Source organism: Bacillus sp. FJAT-22090, assembly GCF_001278755.1.
Taxonomy (GTDB): Bacteria; Bacillota; Bacilli; order Bacillales_A; family Planococcaceae; genus Psychrobacillus.
Genome location: NZ_CP012601.1, coordinates 2,909,749 through 2,931,093 on the forward strand (window position 1 = coordinate 2,909,749; position 21,345 = coordinate 2,931,093).

16 protein-coding genes and 1 pseudogene are annotated in these 21,345 nt (G+C 35.8%); 9 read left to right on the top strand and 8 right to left on the bottom strand.

The window, feature by feature from the left end; all coding sequences use genetic code 11:
• Positions 1 to 71 precede the first annotated feature (71 nt).
• Together AM499_RS14545 and AM499_RS14550 are read left to right on the top strand one after the other, a co-directional pair.
• Complete coding sequence (locus AM499_RS14545; protein WP_053590886.1) at positions 72 to 467, top strand: (deoxy)nucleoside triphosphate pyrophosphohydrolase; 396 nt, start codon at positions 72 to 74, stop codon at positions 465 to 467.
• 36 nt (positions 468 to 503) lie between these two features.
• Positions 504 to 3,386 carry a DEAD/DEAH box helicase gene (locus AM499_RS14550; protein WP_053590887.1) on the top strand — a complete coding sequence of 961 codons (2,883 nt, stop codon included), beginning with the start codon at positions 504 to 506 and terminating at the stop codon, positions 3,384 to 3,386.
• Between the two features lie 222 nt (positions 3,387 to 3,608).
• On the opposite strand, the gene AM499_RS14555 is transcribed toward AM499_RS14550, so the two are convergent.
• The 4 genes from AM499_RS14555 to AM499_RS14570 all read right to left on the bottom strand — a co-directional run bounded on the left by AM499_RS14555 (position 3,609) and on the right by AM499_RS14570 (position 10,892).
• Positions 3,609 to 6,770, bottom strand: coding sequence for a DEAD/DEAH box helicase (locus AM499_RS14555; RefSeq protein WP_053590888.1), 3,162 nt, complete (start codon positions 6,768 to 6,770; stop codon positions 3,609 to 3,611).
• A 563-nt stretch (positions 6,771 to 7,333) separates the two neighbouring features.
• Positions 7,334 to 9,382, bottom strand: coding sequence for an ATP-binding protein (locus AM499_RS14560; RefSeq protein WP_053590889.1), 2,049 nt, complete (start codon positions 9,380 to 9,382; stop codon positions 7,334 to 7,336).
• Between the two features lie 233 nt (positions 9,383 to 9,615).
• Entirely contained in the window at positions 9,616 to 10,248 is a 633-nt protein-coding gene (locus tag AM499_RS14565) for a hypothetical protein (RefSeq protein ID WP_053590890.1), read from the bottom strand.
• A gap of 17 nt (positions 10,249 to 10,265) precedes the next feature.
• The gene (locus AM499_RS14570; RefSeq protein ID WP_053590891.1) at positions 10,266 to 10,892 is read right to left on the bottom strand and encodes a hypothetical protein; all 627 of its coding nucleotides are present in this window, start codon (positions 10,890 to 10,892) and stop codon (positions 10,266 to 10,268) included.
• Between the two features lie 275 nt (positions 10,893 to 11,167).
• On the opposite strand from AM499_RS14570, the gene AM499_RS14575 reads away from it, so the two are divergent.
• Entirely contained in the window at positions 11,168 to 11,668 is a 501-nt protein-coding gene (locus AM499_RS14575; RefSeq protein WP_053590892.1) for a YflT domain-containing protein, read from the top strand.
• A 199-nt stretch (positions 11,669 to 11,867) separates the two neighbouring features.
• On the opposite strand, the gene AM499_RS14580 is transcribed toward AM499_RS14575, so the two are convergent.
• The 4 genes from AM499_RS14580 to AM499_RS14595 form a co-directional block, all read right to left on the bottom strand.
• Positions 11,868 to 12,695 carry a carbohydrate ABC transporter permease gene (locus AM499_RS14580; protein WP_053590893.1) on the bottom strand — a complete coding sequence of 276 codons (828 nt, stop codon included), beginning with the start codon at positions 12,693 to 12,695 and terminating at the stop codon, positions 11,868 to 11,870.
• Positions 12,696 to 12,706: 11 nt separating this feature from the next.
• On the bottom strand, positions 12,707 to 13,651 hold the full coding sequence (locus AM499_RS14585) for a carbohydrate ABC transporter permease (protein WP_053592231.1): 945 nt from the start codon (positions 13,649 to 13,651) through the stop codon (positions 12,707 to 12,709).
• 282 nt (positions 13,652 to 13,933) lie between these two features.
• Positions 13,934 to 15,250: an ABC transporter substrate-binding protein gene (locus AM499_RS14590; protein ID WP_053592232.1), complete on the bottom strand. Its 1,317-nt coding sequence runs from the start codon at positions 15,248 to 15,250 to the stop codon at positions 13,934 to 13,936.
• A gap of 16 nt (positions 15,251 to 15,266) precedes the next feature.
• Complete coding sequence (locus AM499_RS14595) at positions 15,267 to 15,455, bottom strand: hypothetical protein (RefSeq protein WP_053590894.1); 189 nt, start codon at positions 15,453 to 15,455, stop codon at positions 15,267 to 15,269.
• A 345-nt stretch (positions 15,456 to 15,800) separates the two neighbouring features.
• On the opposite strand from AM499_RS14595, the gene AM499_RS14600 reads away from it, so the two are divergent.
• The 6 genes and pseudogenes from AM499_RS14600 to AM499_RS14625 all read left to right on the top strand — a co-directional run bounded on the left by AM499_RS14600 (position 15,801) and on the right by AM499_RS14625 (position 21,300).
• Entirely contained in the window at positions 15,801 to 16,409 is a 609-nt protein-coding gene (locus AM499_RS14600) for a TetR/AcrR family transcriptional regulator (RefSeq protein ID WP_197275560.1), read from the top strand.
• An 18-nt stretch (positions 16,410 to 16,427) separates the two neighbouring features.
• The gene (menE, locus tag AM499_RS14605) at positions 16,428 to 17,924 is read left to right on the top strand and encodes an o-succinylbenzoate--CoA ligase (protein WP_053590895.1); all 1,497 of its coding nucleotides are present in this window, start codon (positions 16,428 to 16,430) and stop codon (positions 17,922 to 17,924) included.
• Positions 17,921 to 18,337: a MaoC family dehydratase gene (locus AM499_RS14610; protein WP_053590896.1), complete on the top strand. Its 417-nt coding sequence runs from the start codon at positions 17,921 to 17,923 to the stop codon at positions 18,335 to 18,337. Before menE ends, AM499_RS14610 begins: the two co-directional genes overlap by 4 nt.
• On the top strand, positions 18,334 to 19,335 hold the full coding sequence (locus AM499_RS14615) for a 3-oxoacyl-ACP synthase (RefSeq protein WP_053590897.1): 1,002 nt from the start codon (positions 18,334 to 18,336) through the stop codon (positions 19,333 to 19,335). Before AM499_RS14610 ends, AM499_RS14615 begins: the two co-directional genes overlap by 4 nt.
• An 11-nt stretch (positions 19,336 to 19,346) precedes the next feature.
• Positions 19,347 to 20,573, top strand: a pseudogene (locus AM499_RS14620) (substrate-binding domain-containing protein).
• A gap of 322 nt (positions 20,574 to 20,895) precedes the next feature.
• The gene (locus AM499_RS14625) at positions 20,896 to 21,300 is read left to right on the top strand and encodes a putative periplasmic lipoprotein (RefSeq protein ID WP_053590898.1); all 405 of its coding nucleotides are present in this window, start codon (positions 20,896 to 20,898) and stop codon (positions 21,298 to 21,300) included.
• Positions 21,301 to 21,345: the final 45 nt, after the last annotated feature.

Sequence of the window (21,345 nt, forward strand, 5' to 3'; positions counted from 1 at the left end):
ATGTATTTTGCTGCTCATTACTCTAAAATCAGCTATGATACATTTATAAATTAAATTTAGGGAGATAAAAAATGAAGAAGTCAGTCCATGTTGTTGGTGCAATTATCGAAAATGATAACAATGAAATTTTTTGTGCTTTAAGAAGTCCCGAAATGTCCCTTCCGAATCTTTGGGAATTCCCAGGTGGTAAAATTGAAACTGGAGAAACCCCGGAGCAAGCATTACATCGTGAAATAAAAGAAGAATTTGATTGTGCAATTGAGGTTGGTCAGAAGGTCGAAGATACAACATATGAATATGAAAAGTTTATCGTTAGATTAGAAACTTATAAAGCAAAACTATTAGAAGGTTTTCCTATCGCCACTGAGCATTCTGACACGAGATGGGTAACTCGTGAAAACTTACATAAACTTACTTTCGCACCAGCGGATATTCCAGCTGTTGAAAAAATCGTAAAAGAAAAGTAGAAGTTCGGAAAATTTGAATGAAATGACGTGATTTAAATGGAACAACTTATCCATAAAATGAAGAATTCATTACATAAGGGGTTTATTGATCAGAGTAATCCTGTATCAGGACAATTTAAACCTAAGCTACTGTCAAATAAATCCCACGAAAATGTTTTATCGACACTTCTTCAAGAAATGAAAACATGTGAAACCTTCATTTTTTCCGTTGCCTTCATTACTGAGGGTGGTCTAGCGACATTAAAAACCATGCTTTATGACCTTCAGCTAAAAGGTATCAAAGGTAGAATTCTAACGTCTACCTTTTTGAATTTTAATCAACCCAAAATGTTCAAAGAACTATTGAAACTAGAAAATGTGGAAGTCCGGCTAACTGGGGTTAAAGGATTCCACTCTAAAGGGTATATATTCGAACATATAGACTATTATTCTTTAATAGTCGGGAGTTCTAACCTAACCGATAGTGCCTTAAAAGCTAACTACGAGTGGAATGTCTATTTAACTTCTTTAGAAGGTGGGGAAATCATTCATCACTTTAAAAACCAATTTGAAGAGGCTTGGAACGAAGCAATTCCTTTAAATATAGATTGGATTAATCACTACAATCTAATGTACGAACAGCAGCCTTTCATTAAACAAGCAGGTACAAATGTATTACAAGTAAACTCTCAGTATTTAACAAACCAATTAGCTGATAGTCTCGCTATTCAACCAAATAAAATGCAAATTGATGCCCTGGCACAGTTAAAAACTCTTCGTGCAACAGGCGCTAAAAAAGGCTTAATTATTTCAGCTACTGGTACCGGAAAAACGTACTTATCTGCATTCGATGTACGGAACTTCGCCCCTAAAAAAATGCTCTTTGTGGTTCATAGAGAACAAATATTAAAGAAGGCGCTTCAAGATTATCGAACAATACTAGGTGGTAATCCAGATGATTTTGGTATACTTTCTGGAAATTCGAAAGATACGAAAGCAAGATATTTATTTGCAACAGTTCAAACTTTATCTTCACAACGCTATTTACAACAATTCAATAAAGAAGAATTTGACTATATTTTAATAGATGAAGTACACCGTGCAGGTGCAGCTTCTTACCTCAATATTATTAATTATTTTGAACCTGAGTTTTTACTAGGTATGACAGCTACTCCTGAACGTACAGATAGTTTTAATATTTTTGAACTGTTTGATTACAATATAGCGTATGAAATTCGATTGCAGGCTGCTCTTGAAGAAGAAATGCTGTGTCCATTTCATTATTTTGGCGTGACCGATTATGAGAGAGGCGGAGAAGTCATTGATGATACATCTACTCTACAAAGGTTGGTTTCAAATGAACGTGTCCATCATATTCTAGAAAAAATTAATTACTATGGCTATTCAGGGAAAAGGGTACGAGGCTTAATCTTCTGTAGTTCTAAAGAGGAAACACATGCTCTTTCTTCCATTTTAAATACCCATGGGTTAAACACTATTGCACTAACAGGTGATAATTCACAACCGGAAAGAGAAGATGCAATTAGTAAATTGGAGCGTTATGAACTCGATTATATTTTAACGGTAGATATTTTTAATGAGGGTATCGATATTCCATTTTTAAACCAAATCGTAATGCTTCGTCAAACACAGTCTAGTATTATTTTCATCCAGCAACTAGGGCGTGGTCTTCGCAAGCATAATGAAAAGGATTATGTAACTATCATTGACTTCATAGGTAACTATAAAAATAACTATTTAATTCCTATCGCCCTTTCTGGTGATCAATCCATGAACAAAGATAATGTCCGACGTAGAACTGTTAATACCGACTATATTCAAGGAGTTTCAACAATTAATTTTGAAGAAATTGCTAAGAAACGTATTTTTGATGCTATTAATAACACAAATTTATCAACTTTAAAAACATTGAAAGATTCATATTCAGAATTGAAGAATCGTCTTGGCAGAATACCGGCAATGTATGATTTTATTGAACAAAATTCCATAGACCCGGAAGTCATTACTGGTTATTCAGAAAATTACTATGCATTTCTATCGAAAATGAAGGAAGAAATCCCCTCACTAACAGAATACGAAATATCTGTTTTAACAATGTTTTCTCAAGAACTTATTAATGGAAAAAGAATTCATGAAATATTGTTAATCCAAAATTTAATAAAGAAAAGTGAAATATCTAAAGTAGATTACCTAAAATTATTAAAGGATTTTGGAACTTATCTTAACGAAGAAACTATTAAATCTGTAGAAAACCTACTCTCATTAAATTTCTTTGTGACAACTGCTAAGAAAAACTATGGATTGAAGTCAATTATAATCTTTGAAAATGGTAAATATAAGCTAAACAATGAACTACAGAAAAGTATTGAAAAAGATTCATTTAGATTAATGTTAGAAGATATAATTTTGTGTAGCCTTGAAAAAAACAAAAAATACAATCTACAAACCCCATTTACAATGTACGAAAAGTATTCTAGAAAAGATGTATGTAGACTCTTAAATTGGGATAGTAATGAAGAAGGTACTTTAAATGGTGGCAGAGTTAAAATGAATACCTGTCCTATTTTTGTAAACTATCATAAAGCTGAAGAAGACGATTCAGAAGTTAAATATATGGACGAGTTTTTATCACCAGATATTTTTAAATGGTGTTCAACAAAGAATAGAAAAATTACAGCTAAAGATATTGCTCCTATAGTGAATTCCTCTGAAGCTAATATCGCTGTTCATTTGTTTGTTAAAAAACATAATGGTGAGGGTAAAGATTTCTATTACCTCGGAGAAGTTACTGTTGATTCTAGTAGTGCACAAAACGATAGTCTTGTAGACAAAGGAAAAACTTATAGTGTCGCTACTATGAGTATGTACCTTAAAGAACCAGTACAATCTGACATTTATCATTATTTGGTTGAAGAATGACACCATAAGATCTTATTGGAGTATCTACATAAGCTTTAGCTGGTAGATACTCCTTTTTGTTAACCGTTCGCCTCTTTTATTGTTAAAACTTACTTTTTATACAAGACTATAAATTTTATCATTATCAAATCCCTCATCATAATGCCACGATTGATTTTTAATACTCCACAAATCGGAGATGACAGAATTCCTGATGTACTTTCAAACTCTTCAAAGAAATCCTCACTCAATCATCAATATCTCCCGAATATCCTCTTCACTCATACTCCCCAACACATCCTGCCCTGAATGTAAGACTTCATCAATAAGACTCATCTTTTTCTGTTGGAGTTGATTAATTTTCTCTTCAATAGTGCCTTTTGCTACTAGGCGGATGATGTTTACTTCGTTTTTTTGTCCCATTCGGTGGGCGCGGTCTGCGGCTTGTTGCTCGACTGCCGGATTCCACCAGAGATCGTAAAGGATGACTGTGTCTGCACCGGTTAAATTCAAACCTGTGCCCCCCGCTTTTAATGAGATAAGGAATAGATTTCCTTCACCCTCATTAAATCGATTGGCCATTTCCACACGATCGGCAGGTGGGGTTTGGCCATCTAAGTAAAAGTAAGGAGTGCCTTGCCGAATCAGTTGCCTTCTGATAATGCCGAGCATTTGGGTGAACTGTGAAAAGACGAGTACTCGTCTACCTGACATTCGACATTCTTCTAGGATTTCCATCAGCTGCTCAAATTTTGCTGAGCTTCCGTTATAGCCCTCCACAAACAAACCTGGATGACAGCATAATTGTCGCAGCCTTGTTAGTCCGGCTAGAAATTGTATGCGGTTCTTTTGGAAAGTCCCTTTTTTCAAGTGTTTTAAAGCATCTTGTTTAAGTTCTGCCAAATAAGTGGCATATAATTTTTTTTGCTCCAATTGCAACTCTGTGTATAGAATCGTTTCTACTTTTTGGGGTAGTTCTCTCAAAACATCCTTTTTCATTCGACGTAGAATAAATGGACGTACCCGTTTCGCTATATCTTCTCTACTTAATTCACTATAGACTCTTCTGTTTGGCAAAAGGCCTGGAAACACAACGTTGAATATAGACCAAAGCTCGTCCAATGAGTTCTCTATTGGAGTTCCAGTCAGTGCAAATCGGTAATCCGCTTGTATCATTTTCACCGCTTTAGCTGTCTTGGTCACTGGATTTTTAAAAGCTTGGGCTTCGTCCAAAAAGAGAGTATGAAAAGTTCGGTTTTTGTAGAGTTCTGTATCCATTCGTAATAAAGGATAAGAAGTGATTATTACATCTCCTTCTAAAGATGCTTCCCATAATTTACTTCTTTCTTCTTTGTTTCCATCTATAACTTGGACATTTATATGTGGTGTAAATTTTTCTAATTCATTCTTCCAATTATAAACGAGCGATGCTGGAGAAATTACCAATACTGGTAATTTTCGCAGTCGCACTTTTGGGAGAACTGATTCAATATAAGCTATACTTTGTAATGTTTTACCAAGCCCCATATCATCTGCTAGAATCCCACCAAATTTATATTTAGCTAGCAGCTTGAGCCAATTGAAACCTACTTTTTGGTAATCTCGAAGTGTGGAAGTTAATGCTAAAGGTATTGTTGCATCCATTTCTTCGGGATTGTTTAAATTTTTCATTAGACTCGCAAAGTTTTCACCAGGGTCTACTAGATCACCTTGTTCCAAAGTATCAACCAATTGCAGCCCTTGAATTAATGGAATACGAATTTCATCATGGATATTATCAATAGATATCTCCATATCCTGGATGAAACTAGATAGTGCCAGAAATTCAGGTGTTTCTAACGATACCAAGTTACCGTTTGGAATTCTGTAATATTTACTTTTTTCTTCAATCGAAGCCATCAACTGTTGAATTTCTTTTTCTGGAATTCCTTTAAGATCGAATTTGAACTCCAACCAGTCCGTTCGTTCCTTCACTTCTACCTTTATTTTTGGACCTGTATATGCTTTTTGCACTCGCAATTTTACAGCTGTTGAAGCATAAATTTGAACCCATTTTTCCATACGACCAAGAACATGATACAAAAAGTGATACTCTGCTTCCTCATCGTACAAGTAAAATCCACCTGGCGTTTGTGTAAATGAATTTTCAAGGAGTAGTTGGATAATTTGCTGCTCCTTATTACGTTGACGTCTGATTCCAGGGAAATGGGTAAATGCTTCTTCCTTTTCTTCACATGGATTAATGAAGAAATCACCATAATGAAATTCCAATCCAGCGAGTAGTCTGTGCTTTACTCGATCCAGAAACAACTTGACCTTAAGTGGTGTCTCCCCCATTCTTTTCGAAACAGATTGACTAATATGCACATGTCCAAGCTTCATCAACCCTGGTATGACTGTTTCCATAAAGGTATCAATTTGGTTCTTTGCGATAAGGAGCTGGTTTTTCCCGGATTGATCCAACATTTCTTTTAACTCTGCAAGACGAGTACACTCTTCTGGTGCCAGCTTGTATAATATACCCTCTGAAAAAGCATAACCATAAGCCTTTAATACAGTTACTCGGTCAAGTCCTATCACATTCAGTTGATAGTCAGTCGTATTTCCTTCATCAAATTTAAAACTTAAAGGTAGCTCTTGCCCAAACTGAACCCCGTCATAAACGACTCCATCTTGCAAAAACCTTACATAAGGTGCATTTATGAATAAAGGTAGAAGCTGCTCCCAGTCTGTTGGAGAAATAACTAACAGGTCTTCTTGTAAGCTAGCAGTACTATTCAAGCGCTGGCTTTTCATTAAAAATTGAAGGACTTCATCGGTTTCTTTTGGAAAACTGAAGAATTGGTAATCATATATCAAGCCTGAGGCATATTCAAATGGTTCTCTTCTTCCCATTTCTTCGAGAAATTTCGTTATATTCGCGATATTATATAACGATTCTGAACCTATTCTCATTTGTATCCCAAACACATACTCCCCGACTCTCAGAAAGATCGGTCGGCATATAAACTCAACATGAAGTGTCTCTCTTTTATCAAAATGAAGTTGCTTACCAGTCGGGGGCAAAGATTTATTTCCAAATAAATTCAACATCTTATTCCCCAAATAATCATCTGATTGTTGCTTATCTTCGATTGCGATTAATGTCGCTGCTATATGTTGACAGTATGTTTTTAAAAAGCCTATTGGCGGGCATGTACAATTCGCTACTATAACCCCATCTGCATCTGCTTTCACCGTGATATTGAAATCTTCACCCGCTTTTACAGTGGCTTTGATTTCTGAACTATCCGCTTGAAAGGGTTGAAGCTTAACTTTTCCTGCATGAAAATATGCTTTACCCTTTTTAAAAGCAGTTTCTCCACATAATCTTTTGATTTTCTTTTCATTCATCGAAAAATTCATTTTTCTAATCCTTTCTCGATCGTCTATAATTTTTGCTAAACTCAATATCGGTCTACATTATAATATCTAATTCCATTTTATCATAATGGATAACATATGTTCTTTTTTGGGTTTTGATTTGAATATACAATACTAGTATTTATTATATTATGTCTAGGGAGTTGGAGTAGGGGTATTTAATTGAAACATACCTTTGAAACTCTTGTGTAAGGAGAAACTCAAATTATAAATGTTGCGATGGTTTTTTAATTGAAAAGCGGATAATAGTTGATTGGAGTGGAAGGCGGCGACTCCAGCCGGAATCGCATGAGCTGAAGACCCTGGACTGAGCGTCGCGAGGGAAGCGGCTGAAGCCATGCCGGCGGAACGCGTCCGCCTGGAACGGAAATTAACGGATCCAAAATAAGAATCGAATAAGTGAATAACATCGTGTTTGCCCAAGCGGCTCGTAGCCCGGCGGAAAGCTGCGGAAAACCCAACCTATCTTATATAAAAATAATTTCGAGGTAGTCTTCAGTTTGATTAATATCTAGTTTTTTCTCTAATGTCTTATATTTTATTAATCATATTTTAAATTTAACAATGAAAGTAGTGCCATTAGATCCCGTTTGAATCTCAATATTTGCATTATGACGTGCAGCAATGGCATAACATATACCTAGCCCTAAGCCAGTACCATTATCTTTTGTAGTATAGAATGGCGTGCCTAGTTTCTCTAATACTTCAGGCTGGATTCCTACACCTTGATCCTGCACTGCAAGTACCACCGTGTTTTCATCTTCCTTGTACGTACTAATAGACAGGGTTTTCCCTGCACACATTGCTTCTAAGCCGTTGCGGTATAAGTTTATTAGTAACTGCCGTATCTCATTTCGATTTAAAAATAATTTTGGGATGTCTTGTGTATGGAATTCAACAAATTTATTTTGATTTGATGCATCAACCTCTATTAAAGGGATAATATCATGGATAACTTCATTTAAATCTAACATCTTTAAATCGGATGTTCTTGTATTGCCCATTGAAAGAAACTCAGTAATGATTGAATTTGCACGGTCCAACTCTTCAATCATAATGTTTAAATAATCTTTATGCTTCTCAAAATCTTCTTCTTTTTTTATTAATTGCAAGAACCCTCTTACCGTCGTCATAGGGTTTCTAATCTCATGGCTAATACCTGCTGCCATTTGCCCGATTAAGTCTAGATTGGACAATCTTTTTAATTCCTTCTCATATTCCTTTTTTTCCGTTATGTCTTTTAATAGACAACAAATACCTTCGTCAAATGGATAAGCAACTACTTCATACCAATTATTGTTATATGGTGAAAGCATCTCGAAATTTACTGTTATACGTTGTGACATTGAACGATGAAGCTCTCTGTGAATATCCATTCCAACATTTTCCGAGAAAATTTCCCACATATTCATACCCAATACGTCATTTGCCTTTTTCCCTTGTGGTAAATATTGATGTTCATTTATGTACGTAAATTCCCAACCTTTATTTAAAGTAAAGAAGCCATCCGTAATACTTTCAATGACACTCGTAACCATTTCATTTGCCGAAGCTAGTTCTCTTGTCCGCTCTTTTACCATGTTTTCAAGTTGGTCCATATATAATAGGTTTGAAAATGTAGGGGCTGTAGCATCAACTATAGATTGTACAAGTTGAATTTGAGAATCCTCGTAATTTGGAGCTTCCTCTCTCACATGCACAACTGCTATTACACCTAATACTTCACCCATTGAAACTAAAGGAATCATCAGAAGCCCTTTTAAACCGAAACTAGGTAAGTGAATGATTTTTTTTGTTTTAGTAACCTCTTGGATCATATCCGTATAGTTTTTGTCATTACTTATATTATTAAGGGTTTTCATCCATTCTGTTTCTGTCCAATCACAGTTCATACTTAACTTTGTTAATCTAATCGTTGTTTTTTCAAACGGATCTAGGAAGTGGGCAGCAATATTCTTGCTAAGTAAAATCTTTTCTATGTAGAAAAAACATTTTTCAAGACTTTCCTCTATGGAGGAACACATTGATAAATCACTTGTAACATTCAGTAACAACTGTTTTTCGTCAATCAGGTTTTCTTTTTGCGTTAGATTATTTGCGTTTAGCATTGCAACCGCTGCCATATTAACATACGCTTCCACACTTTGAATTTCTGATACCGTTAAGTACATTGGAGTCCCATAATTAAACAAAAAAACAAGACCAAATAAATCCTGCTCAAATAAGATAGGAAGAGCTAATATGGATTTAATTTTAAATGCTTCGACTGCTCTAGGATACGGCCTTTCATCCTTAGAGGTATCAGGGATGTAAATAGTTTTTTGGGTATCAATAACTTCTTTGGCAAGTAGGTCGAATTCAGGATCAATTATTTGCGTATCCAGCGTTTCTCCATTTATATTATCTGGTTTTCCAGCGTATCCTTTGAATGTTCCATCTTCTTGGGGTAAAAAAACACCAACAGAACTACATTGAACAATCTCCTCAGATATCGCTGCTGTTACACGCTGTAATACTTCACGCAGTTCTAGCTTTGTATTAATTATTTTAGTTATATTTGCAAGTCTAGAATATCTCTTCTGTTCCCTATCCATTCACCCAGTCTCCAATCATAGGCACATAAACTTTTTACGATTAATTATATAAATTAAAATCTACATGCTATGTTCCATTTTTTCGTCTTCTTTTTCTTTTATTTTACATAGTTAGGAGTAATATTAATAGTAAATATTGTAAATAAGACTATTATACACCTCAAATATAACAAAGAACCCCAATCAATAAATAATGATTGAGGTTCTTTGTTATTCTCTTTATAATATTGTTTTTATTCTGCTTCTAACTCTTCCAACGCATCAGGATAAACAATTGTATCGAATACTTCACCAGAAGCTTCATCTTTAATAGAGATTTGCACTTTATAATCTTCCGTACTCACTCCATTAAATATTTGATAGTATGCTCCTGACATTCCTAAACCAAAAGCAGCAAATCCGTCAAAACTATTTTCGTAAGCAGCTTTGTCCACAACTAAAGTGAATTCTGAGAAAGTATCATTGTGAGTAATATCTTTAATAGAAACATAGTCTTCACTGTTTTTTGTTTCTTCTACAGTTTCCAATATACCGGTTTTGATTTCGTCCATCATTTCTTTATGTTTAGCTTTAGACATTTTATACGTTACAGACCCATCTTCATTGGCTGTCGCTTCGTCAAAACCTTCTTCTTTAGCACTTGCAATAACTTCGTTGATGTCTTGATCTTCAAAAAAAGTAGCTGGTAATGTGACTTCCACATTGATTAATCCTTTATCAACATTAACGGATTGGCTTTCTGCTTTCTCCACTTTACCATTTTCAGTTTCTTTCTCTGTTTCTTTTTCTTTGCTTGTTTCATTTGTACCACAAGCAGATACGATAAATACTAGTACAATTAAAAATGCTATTAGTTTTTTCAACATTCTATCTCCTACCTATATTATTTTGTTGAGAAAAATACATTATCCCAGTTTCCATCCTCGTAGACTACTTTAATAGGATCGTTTACTTTTACTTGATTGATAACAAACCCTTCTACTGTTCCGCCTACATAAACTTCTCCGTGATATTCTGGTTCATATACTACTGAAGCCATTTCGTATGGAGAACCATCCTCTCCAATAAAGTTAAAATCCCATCCATCAGCTAACCATGCATAATCTTCGGTCTCTGCTTCTGTTAAAGTTGCTTTTACATTTAAGAGAATATATTCGTATCCTTCAGGAGGAGTTTCATTGTATTCGTTTTGAGCTAATACAAGGTCAAGTACTTCCTGGCCACGTTTCACTTCCGTAATCGTTATATCTGCTTTTCCTGCGAATGAATTGGATTCATTGTCGTAGATAGCGATATCGACCGATTGGGTTGTTCCTACTGGCACTGGATTTGAACGTTTGCCGAATTCTGGTGATTCAGTTTTATTCGCTTCTTCTGATGTTTCAACGTCTTTTGAAACTTCTTCTGATGCATTTGTAGGAGCTGAAGATTTTTCTGTTGCTTCCTCTTCCCCACATGCAACTAGTAGCATAACTAGTAATAAGGAAACATAAAGTAATGCGTTTTTCAATAAAATACCCTCCTTTTGTTGTACATTTTTGATAGTACACCTGTATTATTTTAGCAAAATAATCAAATTAATTATCATCCAATTTGTGGAATAAAATTATTATGTTCAACGTATATCAAACTCGCATTCTAATGAGCAGGTAAGCATTTCTGTTCTTTTGTAATTTGTTTAAGAAAACAGCACAAAATACGATGCTATTGTTTAGCAAAGAAACGAGTGGGTATCTATTAAACATGCACGATATTAATTTTTCACATTTTAGGAGGAGATTAATAATGGCAGACAAAAAATATGTTGGATCTTTTAGAACAGAGCAGGCAGTACTGGATAAGATTAATGAATTGAAGCTAGAAGGTTATGTAGAAGATGATATTTATGTAGTAACAAACGATAAAGATTCTCTTTCAATCGTTCGCGGACAAACGGACGTCGATTTGACTTCAGCGGATGGGAACTGGCTAGACAAATTCATGGCCTTCATAAGCGGTGATGAGCCGGTACGTGCAGCGTTTCTCAATATGGGATTTACAGATGAAGAGGCAGAGCGGTACTACAGCGAAGTTAAAAGTGGCGGCATCCTTCTCTATGTAGATAAAGAGTATGGAACTATTTATGATGAGAAGGATATTAATTTAGGAACGACGTACACAGGTATTAGTACATCTGACCCCACATTAGTGAGCTATACAGAGACAGAGAAAAGAGCATTGGATAATGATCCAATGGAAGAAAACAGATTAGACAACGATCCTTTAAATAAACGTGATAGATTTTAATCACCAATAGAATTATATATAAAAAGCAACCCCTATCATTAACTAATGATAGGGGTTGCTTTAGTCTACTCTCGAATGTTATTTTATTATTTTGTGAAGATTAGATGTATTTAGATCCTATTAACAAAAAATTATTAATATGAACTTAAATTTTGCACTATTCTTACGCATTTTTTCTTTTTGGCACCTAAAGTATTCCTCACTTAAGTGCACCGGCTGTCAGCCCTTCCATAAATTGTTTCGATGCAACTAAGAATAGAATCATCATCGGTAGTGAAGCTAATGTTAAGCCTGCGAATAGGGAACCCCAATCCGCTGAGTGCTCTCCAAACAGGGATAACATTCCAACTGGAATTGTCATCTTCGCCTTTTCAGTAATAAAAATTAAGGGGAAGAAAAAATCATTCCATGCGGAAATAAAGTTTACAATTATCACTGTACCCAATGCTGGACGCATTAATGGAAGAAGCACATTCCAAAGCACGCGTAAGTTTCCTGCCCCATCCATTCTTGCGGCTTCCTCTAGCTCCATAGGCATTGTTTTAAAGAAGCCAGTTAGAATAAGCATTGTTAGGGGTGTACCTGTAGCGATATTCATAAAAATAAGGGACCAAAGTGAATTAATCAGACCTAAATCACGCATTAAAATGAAGAGTGGCACAATGCCTAATTTTATTGGAATCATCATTCCTAATAAAAATAAAAAGAAAATAGCATTATTCCAGCTAAACTTAAAGCGTGCAATATAAAATGCTGCTAGCGAGCAAAAGAGAACAACGAGTACAACAGAGGTTACACTAACAATTACACTATTGATAAAGTATTGATCAAACGGTATTTTACTCAATAATGTTCTATATGTATCTAAGCTAAAACTCGTAGGCAATCCTAATGGATTCTTGAAAATTTCAGCACTCGTTTTAAACGAAGATAAAAACATTAAAAAAATCGGGTACAAACTAATTGTTGCGACAGCAAACACAACAACATAATAAAATGGCTTCGACCATATCGAACTGTTCTTCATACTACTCACCCTTACATTTGTACTTCTTTTTTATTCATAAATTTCAAGAATACCATTGTACATACTAATATGAAGAAAAATAACACAGTTGCTAAAGCAGAACCTAGCCCTATCGCATCCGAGCTTCCAGATGTGGAACTACCAAATGCTAAGCGATAAAAGAATACAGCTAGCGTGTCCGTAGAAAAATACGGTTCTCCCATTGACCCTTGCATTGCATATACGAGCTCAAATGCCTCAAAAGATTGAATAAATGTTAATACTGTCATGATCAAAATGGAAGGTACCATTAAAGGTAAATAAATTTTCCGAAGCATCGTCATTCCTTTTGCTCCATCTAATTTAGCAGCCTCCACTAGTTCACCCGGAATACTTTGAAAACCTGCTAAAAAGATTAATACCCCGAACCCTAATCCAAACCAGCAATTTACTAGAATAATAGAGACTAGCGCTGTGTTTGGGTCTCCAAGCCACGCTCGTTGTAATTCCTCTAATCCTAGCTTACCTAGCAACATGTTCAATGTGCCGAAGTTTGGATTTAAAATAAGCTTCCATAAAAAACCTACAACAATTACGGATAATAAACGTGGTAAAAAAAAGGCAATCTTGAAAAACTCAGCACCTTTTACTTTTTTATAAATAATAAATGCAAGTAAAAACGCTAAGCCATTCATAACAATCATTTGTAGGACAAAATACAGTATATTATTCTTAAACGCATTCAAAAACATAGAACCATAGGGCTCTGTCGTAAATAATGTAACGAAATTGTTAAAACCAACAAATGACTCTCGTGAAAAACCATTGAAAGAATAAAAGCTATAAGATAATGCAGCTAATATAGGATAGAGCACGAATAAACCATAAATAATTAGTGCAGGTATTGGGAAAAGGTGGATAGTCCACCGTTTTCCCTTTTTTCTTTCCTTCTTTGTTGAAGCTGTTTGTACAGTCATAGTCATCATCCACAGCCTCCTTTTTTGAGAATAAGAAATGATAAACTTTTCTACTCATTTTTTGTCCAGACCCTAGGCACCAACCCCTCGAGGTCGAATGGGAATCTTCTGCGTCCAACTAGTTGGACTACGAACCTTCCCATTCGCTTGTCGGAGGCCCACACGAAGTGGGTCATGCAGTCGTTGCGAAATGTTCTTTTATTTTGCGACGAGCTTTGCGCAGGAGCACCACGATGTCGCGAATTTAGACTGTATCCCACTGACAGGCGCCTTGCACTTTTCTTATTTTTTAAAAGGCTCAAATGAAATCTCTGCATTTTCCTGCACTTTTTGAGCTACTTCCGCTGGCGTTACTTCTCCTAAATACATTCCTTGTAATTCCGTTTCTAATACTGTTTTCGTTGTCGGATCTCCACTTACAAAGTTAATTACCCAGTAATATGGCGTTGAATTTGTTTCCACTGCTTTACTTAACTCACTAAGAAGTTCATCATTTGAAGTTATACCAGGAAGCGCACTAATCATTTTGAACTCTTCTACAAATAATTCTCCAAACTCTTTTGTTGTTAAAAATTCTAAAAATGTTTTTGCAGCTTCCTTGTTTTTAGAGTTCGCATTTATAGCAAATGATCCATCAACCCAAGTTGTCACTGTTTGATTGCCAGTTTTTGAAGGCATTGGGAAAAAGCCGTAATCTAAATCTGCATTCAGTTCATTAACAACTGGGATTTCCCAGCTTCCAAGTGGGAACATTGCTGCCTGCTCCATAGCAAATAATGTACGAATATCTTCCATACCTAATCCTTCTGAGTTAGCAGGGAAATATTTTTTCAAATCATTCATTACTTCAATTGATTCAACAAATGCTGGATCTGTAAAGTCTCTTTCACCAGTAACTAGTTTATCTGCGAAAGCATTTCCATCCACTACACCTGGTCCTACAATGCCATGTGTTAAAGATAGTAACCAGCTCTCTTTAGTTCCCATCGCAATTGGAGTAATACCCGCTGCTAATAATTTTTCATTCACTTCCATAAATTCATCCCAAGTTGTTGGCACTTCAAGACCTTGGTCAGCAAATATTTTTTTATTATAGAAAAATTGTGTTGAACTAATGTTTAATGGAACACCATATTGCTTCCCATCTTCTCCTCGAGAAGCTGCTAAATAGTCATCTGAAAATTGATCTAATCCCTTTAGGTCTGTAATCGGCTCAACAAACCCAGCTGCAGCTAGCTTTAATCCTGCTGCATACGGACGTAGATGGAAAATATCAGGACCTTCTCCCGCTTGTAACGCTGTATTTAAAACTGTGTTGTATTCCGTATTTTTAGTTGGACTAAACTCAACTTGGATATCAGGATTTGTTTCGTTGAACAAAGCGATAACTTTTTCGTATTTCGCTACATCTTCTGTACGCCAGCTACCTATTGTTAACTTTACTTTTTCTGTAGCTTCACTTACTTCGCCATTATCTTTACTATCACTAGCATTACTATTTGATGAAGTATCTTCACTATCGTCAGAACAAGCAGCTAAAATCAACGTAAATAACATGACAAACATAAACAGAAACAGGTACTTATTTGATTTTTTCATTTTTAATACGCCCCTTTTAATTTGAAATGTATATATCATAAACCAACTCGTGAACCCCTTGTCTAAACTCTTTCACGTGAAAGTGTCTTCCATAATGCACTGCATTTGTTAGTAGTACTACAAATAACTTCCTCTTTGGATCCAACCAAATACTTGTCCCTGTAAAACCTGTTTCAATAAACCCCTTAATATAGTGTTGAAGCATTTTTCACCCCCATAAAAATGCTCAAAATTCCGATAACTCAATATAACGAAGTTTTGTACTATAAATTAACAAAAATATTGAAATATTTTTTCAAAAAACTCCGAAAACTAGTATTACTACAATTTGAGACAATTTATAGTTTTGAGCCCAGCCTCTCAAAACAGTATATTCATCCGTTTCTAGAAAATGTACATTCTTCTTTCAAATTAAGTTTATCTATAATTCGCCCCCGCCCACTTCTGCACCATCTTTTTTCTCTTCGCTAAATATTTTTATAATAATTTTTAAAAGGGTATTGTAATTTCTGAATATTTTACATATTATAAAAACTGAGAGGTGATTCATATGTCAGAAATAATAAATTTGTCTTCCAATTCCCTACCACTTACAAAGAAAGGAGAAAAAACACGTCAGCACTTACTTAATATTGCAGAAGAAGTTTTTGGTGAAAAAGGTTATTTTAATGCTTCGATCGTTGATATTACCCAAAAAGCAAATGTAGCTCAGGGAACTTTTTATAATTATTTCCCTTCGAAGCAGTCCATTTTCGAAGAACTTGTGCGTAACATGAGCCACACGTTTCGAAGTGAAATTCGAAACGCTATTAAGACAGCAGATAGTTTCGAAGAGTCACAAAGAATCGGCTTTCGTACTTTCTTTTCTTGGGTAAAAAATCATCGGAATTTGTATAGCATTGTTCAGCAAACTGTACTAGTGGACGAAGAGCTTTATCGTTGGTATTACGAGCGTCTAGCATCTGGATACATTAAAGGTCTAGAGGAAGCTATTGGTAAAGAAGAAATAAAAAAGTATGATACGGAAACAATTGCTTATTGTTTAATGGGCATAAGCCAGTTTTTAGGGATGAGATGGATTTACTGGGAGGATCGAGATGTACCAGAGGATTTATTAGAAGACGCAATAGCCCTTATTTTCCAAGGTTTACGAAAATAAAAGCAGGAGTGATGCAGATTGAAGGGTATATCACATTGGATTGATCAGCGTTCTATCATAACACCAAATAGACTAGCTTTAATCGATGATCAGAGAAAACTTACTTATTTAGAAATGAGCAAAATGGTCAACCAATTTTCCGGAATATTACAGTCCACTTATTCTATAAAAAAAGGAGATCGAGTTGGCGTTCTGTCTCTGAATAGTATTGATTTCATTATTGTTTTATTTTCATTGGCAAAATTAAATGCTGTGGCTGTTCCACTCAATATTCGCTTAACTGTCGACGAGTTAGAGTATCAGCTAAAGGACAGCGGACTTCAAACACTCATTGTTGACAACGACAACCATACGAAAGGAAAAGAGTTATTAAATCGAACACGGTTTCAGTTATTAACATTCGAAACGATTAATCTAGCAAAAACAGAACCACTAATACCTACCGAAATTGACTCAGCAGCTCCATACATTATTTGCTATACATCTGGAACAACCGGAAGGCCTAAAGGAGCCGTCTTAACCCAAGAAAATATGTTTTGGAATGCAATTAATAATACTGTAGGACTTGATATTACTTCTAAAGATAAAATTATTACGTTATTACCGCTTTTCCATATTGGAGGAATCGGTTTATTCACATTACCTGTACTGTTATGTGGCGGTACAGTTGTAGTTCCAGAGCGATTTAACCCTGAGCAAGCGTTGGAATATATAGAGAAGCATGAAATTACCATCGTTATGGGAGTTCCAACTATTCATGATGCTTTACGAAAAAGCCCAAGCTTCGAAACGACTAATGTAACCTCTGTTCGATTCTTTTATAACGGAGGCGCGCCATGCCCTGAAGAGTTAATACGTTGGTACTTACAAAAAGGGATTAGCTTTGGGCAAGGCTATGGATTGACAAAGACTTCCCCTACTGTATTTTTACTATCGGAAGAAGACTATCACCGTAAAGTTGGCTCCATTGGAAAACCCGTTATGTTTACCGAGATACGAGTTGTTGATGAAGAAGCAAATGAAGTTTCATCTGGAGAATATGGCGAATTACTTGTAAAAGGACCGAGTGTCATGAAGGAATACTATAACCTCCCCGAGGAAACAGCTAAAGCGATTCAAGAAGGTTGGTTTGCAACTGGCGATATTGTAAGACAAGACGAGGAAGGCTTTGTTTACATTGCCGGCAGAAAAAAAGAAATGATTATTTCTGGAGGTGAAAATATATATCCTCTTGAGGTTGAAAAAGTCATTTACGAGATTGCAGATGTTGATGAAGCAGCTGTAATCGGAGTTCCCCATGATAAATGGGGTGAAACGCCTATTGCCTTTATTGTACTTAAAAAAGAGACAAACTTTACAGACGAGAAGTTGAAAGAGTATTGCACTAAAAAGTTAGCACGTTATAAAGTTCCGAGTCTTTTTAGAATTGTAAGCGCTTTACCGAAAAATGCGACGGGAAAAATCGATAAAGCAACTCTCAAAAAATATTATGTAGAAGAAGTGATGAGCTTATGATGAATTTTTTTGTTGGACAGACAGCAGCCTTTAGCAGAACAGTTACCGAGACTGATATTGTCATGTTCGCTGGTTTAAGTGGTGACTATAATCCTGTTCATGTAGATCAGGAATATGCTGTCGAAACAAGATTTGGATTGCGAATTGCACATGGTTTATTAACTACCTCTTTTCTCTCTAGGCTACTTGGCATGGAGCTTCCTGGAAAGGGATCGGTTTATTTAGAGCAATCCTTAAAATTTTTAGCGCCAGTTTTCATAGGAGATACCATTACTGCTAGTGCTGAAATTTTAGAGATTGACCAGGATCGTGGAATTCTTCGGCTAGAGACGATTTGTAGAAAACAGGATAACACGATTGTGTTAAAAGGAGAGGCCAAAATGATGATGCCCAAGGAAGGAGCAAAGATATGATACAAATTGTAAAAACAAGCACTTATTTTCCGCCCCAAGTTGAAACAGCTCGTTTACTAGAAGTAAAAACAGGCATTCCAGAAAATGTGATAAAAGAAAAATTCGGTCTCTACGAAAAACATGTTGCTGATTCATCAATGCATGCTTCTGATATGGCCATTAACGCTGCCTTGCCGCTATTAGAGGTGGTTGATCCACTAAACATAGACGTTGTCATTTACTTCGGAAGTCCGTTTAAAGATTATGGCGTTTGGTCAAGTGCCCCAAAAATCCAATATGAGCTCGGTACAAAAAATGCCTATGCTTTTGAAATAATGAATGTCAGCTCTTGTTTTCCTATCGCCCTTAAGGTAGCAAAAGATATGTTAACTTCCGATAAAACACTAAACCATATCTTACTTGTTGGAGGGTGTAAGGAATCACAAATTATTGACTATCAAAATCCTAGATCAAGATTTATGTTCAATTTTGCTGATGGGGGTGCAGCAGCGCTTCTATCAAGAGATAATGGTAAATTTGAAATTTTAGAGTCTACCATTTATACAGATGGTTCCTTCCATGACGATATACGTGTTCCAGCTGGAGGGTCTGTTCTTCCCGCTTCACACGAAACAGTGGAAGATAATCTCCATTTTATCGATGTAAAGGATCCTGCAGATATGAAAGAACGGCTTGACCCAGTATCTGTAGCAAATTTTGTAAAGGTAGTAAAAGATTCAGTAGAAAAAAGCGGATATACATTGCACGATATCGATATGCTCCTACCACTGCATACAAAAAAGTCGATGTTTAAACAAATATTAAACGGATTAGAGCTTTCTGAAGATAAAGCAATTTATCTCGACCATCATGGTCATATGTCTTCCCTTGACCCACTTGTAGGACTCGATTTTGCTGAAGCTGATCAAAAACTTAAAAAAGGGGACATTGTTGTCACAGTGAGCGCTGGAACAGGTTACACATGGACAGCGACAACTTTAATAAAAATAAGAGACTAAGAAGGAAGAAAATGAAAACTTTTAAAAACAAAACGGTTTGCTTAGGTCTATTTTTATCACTTCTGTTGTTTATCTTTGGGTGTAGCTCCGATAATGGGGATACTGTAGAGGTTGAAGCGAATGATGCTGCACCTATTAAAATTGGTGTACTTGCATCTTTAACTGGTGGTTTAGAATCCTATGGAAAACAATCTGTTCAAGGCTTTGAGCTAGGTCTTGACTATGCAACAGATGGAACGATGGAAGTCGAAGGTCGAAAAATAGAATTTATTGTAGAGGATACAGAAACAAAAGCAGAGGTCGCAGTACAAAAAGCTACCAAACTATTAGAAGAAGATAAGGTTGATTTTCTTGTAGGTTCTTCTAGCTCTGGTGACACATTAGCAGTTTTACCTCTTGCAGAGGAATATGAAAAAATTATGGTTGTAGAGCCAGCCGCTGCAGATAGTATTACCGGCGCGGAGTTCAATAAGTATATTTTCCGCACAGCTCGAAATTCATCTCAGGATGCGGTCGCAGGTGCAGCTGCTATTGTTAAAAAAGGCGTTAAAATTGCTACCCTTGCTCCTGATTACTCATTTGGTCAAGATGGTGTTGCTGCTTTAAAAGAAGCAGCTATCAAGCTAGGTGGTGACATTATTCATGAAGAATATGTGGATCCTGCTGCTACAGATTTTACTTCCAATATTTAAAAGATTATCGATCAAAAACCTGACTATTTATATGTTATCTGGGCAGGCTCCAACACACCATGGAACCAAATCATGGATATGAAAGTACAAGAAAAAGGAATCAAAATCTCTACTGGTGTTGCAGATATAGCCACTTTACCTACAATGAAACCTCTTGTGGGAATGGAAGGTTTTACGGTCTATTATCATGAGTTACCAGATAACAAAGTAAACACATGGCTTGTAGAGGAACACAAAAAGAAATTTAATGGGGAGGTTCCAGATCTTTTCACACCTGGTGGAATGAGTGCAGCATTAGCGATAGTAGAAGCAGTGAAGAAAACAGAAGGTAATACCGATACGGATACACTTATAGAGACAATGGAAGGAATGAGCTTTGAATCACCAAAAGGTACCATGACCTTCCGTCCAGAAGACCATCAAGCGCTCCAATCACTTTATGCAGTGAAACTTGAAAACAGAGAAGGATTGGACTATCCTGTCCCTGTATTAGTAAGAGAGCTAACTCCTGAAGAAACTGCTCCTCCGATTCGAAATACTAAATAACATGTTTTCCGAGACTTACCGCTCGCTTTTTACAGGCGAGCGGACTCTTTTACCATACCAAAAGAGTAATTTAAACACTTTTTGCTTTTGTCTAAATGATTTAGTTGGAAATTTAGAGTGCTTAGTTGGAATAATGAACGATTTAGTTGGAATCTAAACGCAATTAGTTGGAAAGTGCCTTTTTTATGGAAGAAAACAATTACTTCCCTTAAATTTCTATTAAGCTTTCCGTAAGCGAGTAGTTAGAAAATATTTGACTTCATTCACACTCTCTTCTAGGATAATGTTTTAGGACTTTATTTATTAAAGGAGTGTTTATGATTTGAAGAAATTATTAGTAGCTTTTCTTGGATTAGCTCTACTTGCAGGGTGTTCCGAAGAAACGGTAGATACTAACGAAGATAATGCCGTAGAAACTGAAAATGTGGACGTAGAAGAAAATGTAACAATTGAAGAAAACGCTGAGAAAAGCGCTAATTCTACTGAAGAAAATAAGGGCCAAAGTGATATAAAAAGTTTCCCTGAGTTCGTAATGTTAGCTAAACATATTGATATGACTAAGTATATTGCTAAAGTTGAAACAGATAACGAAGGAACTCGTGTCATATTCTTTGAAAATAGTGAAGGTAAAAAAGAATACAAAAGCACCTTTGTTAAAAATGAAAATCGACTTAAAATCATCAAGTTAGACGATGATGGTTTAATTTTCAATGAAATAATTAAGTAATGAAAATTGCGAATCCAGAGTTTTAATCATAAAAAACCCTCAGCT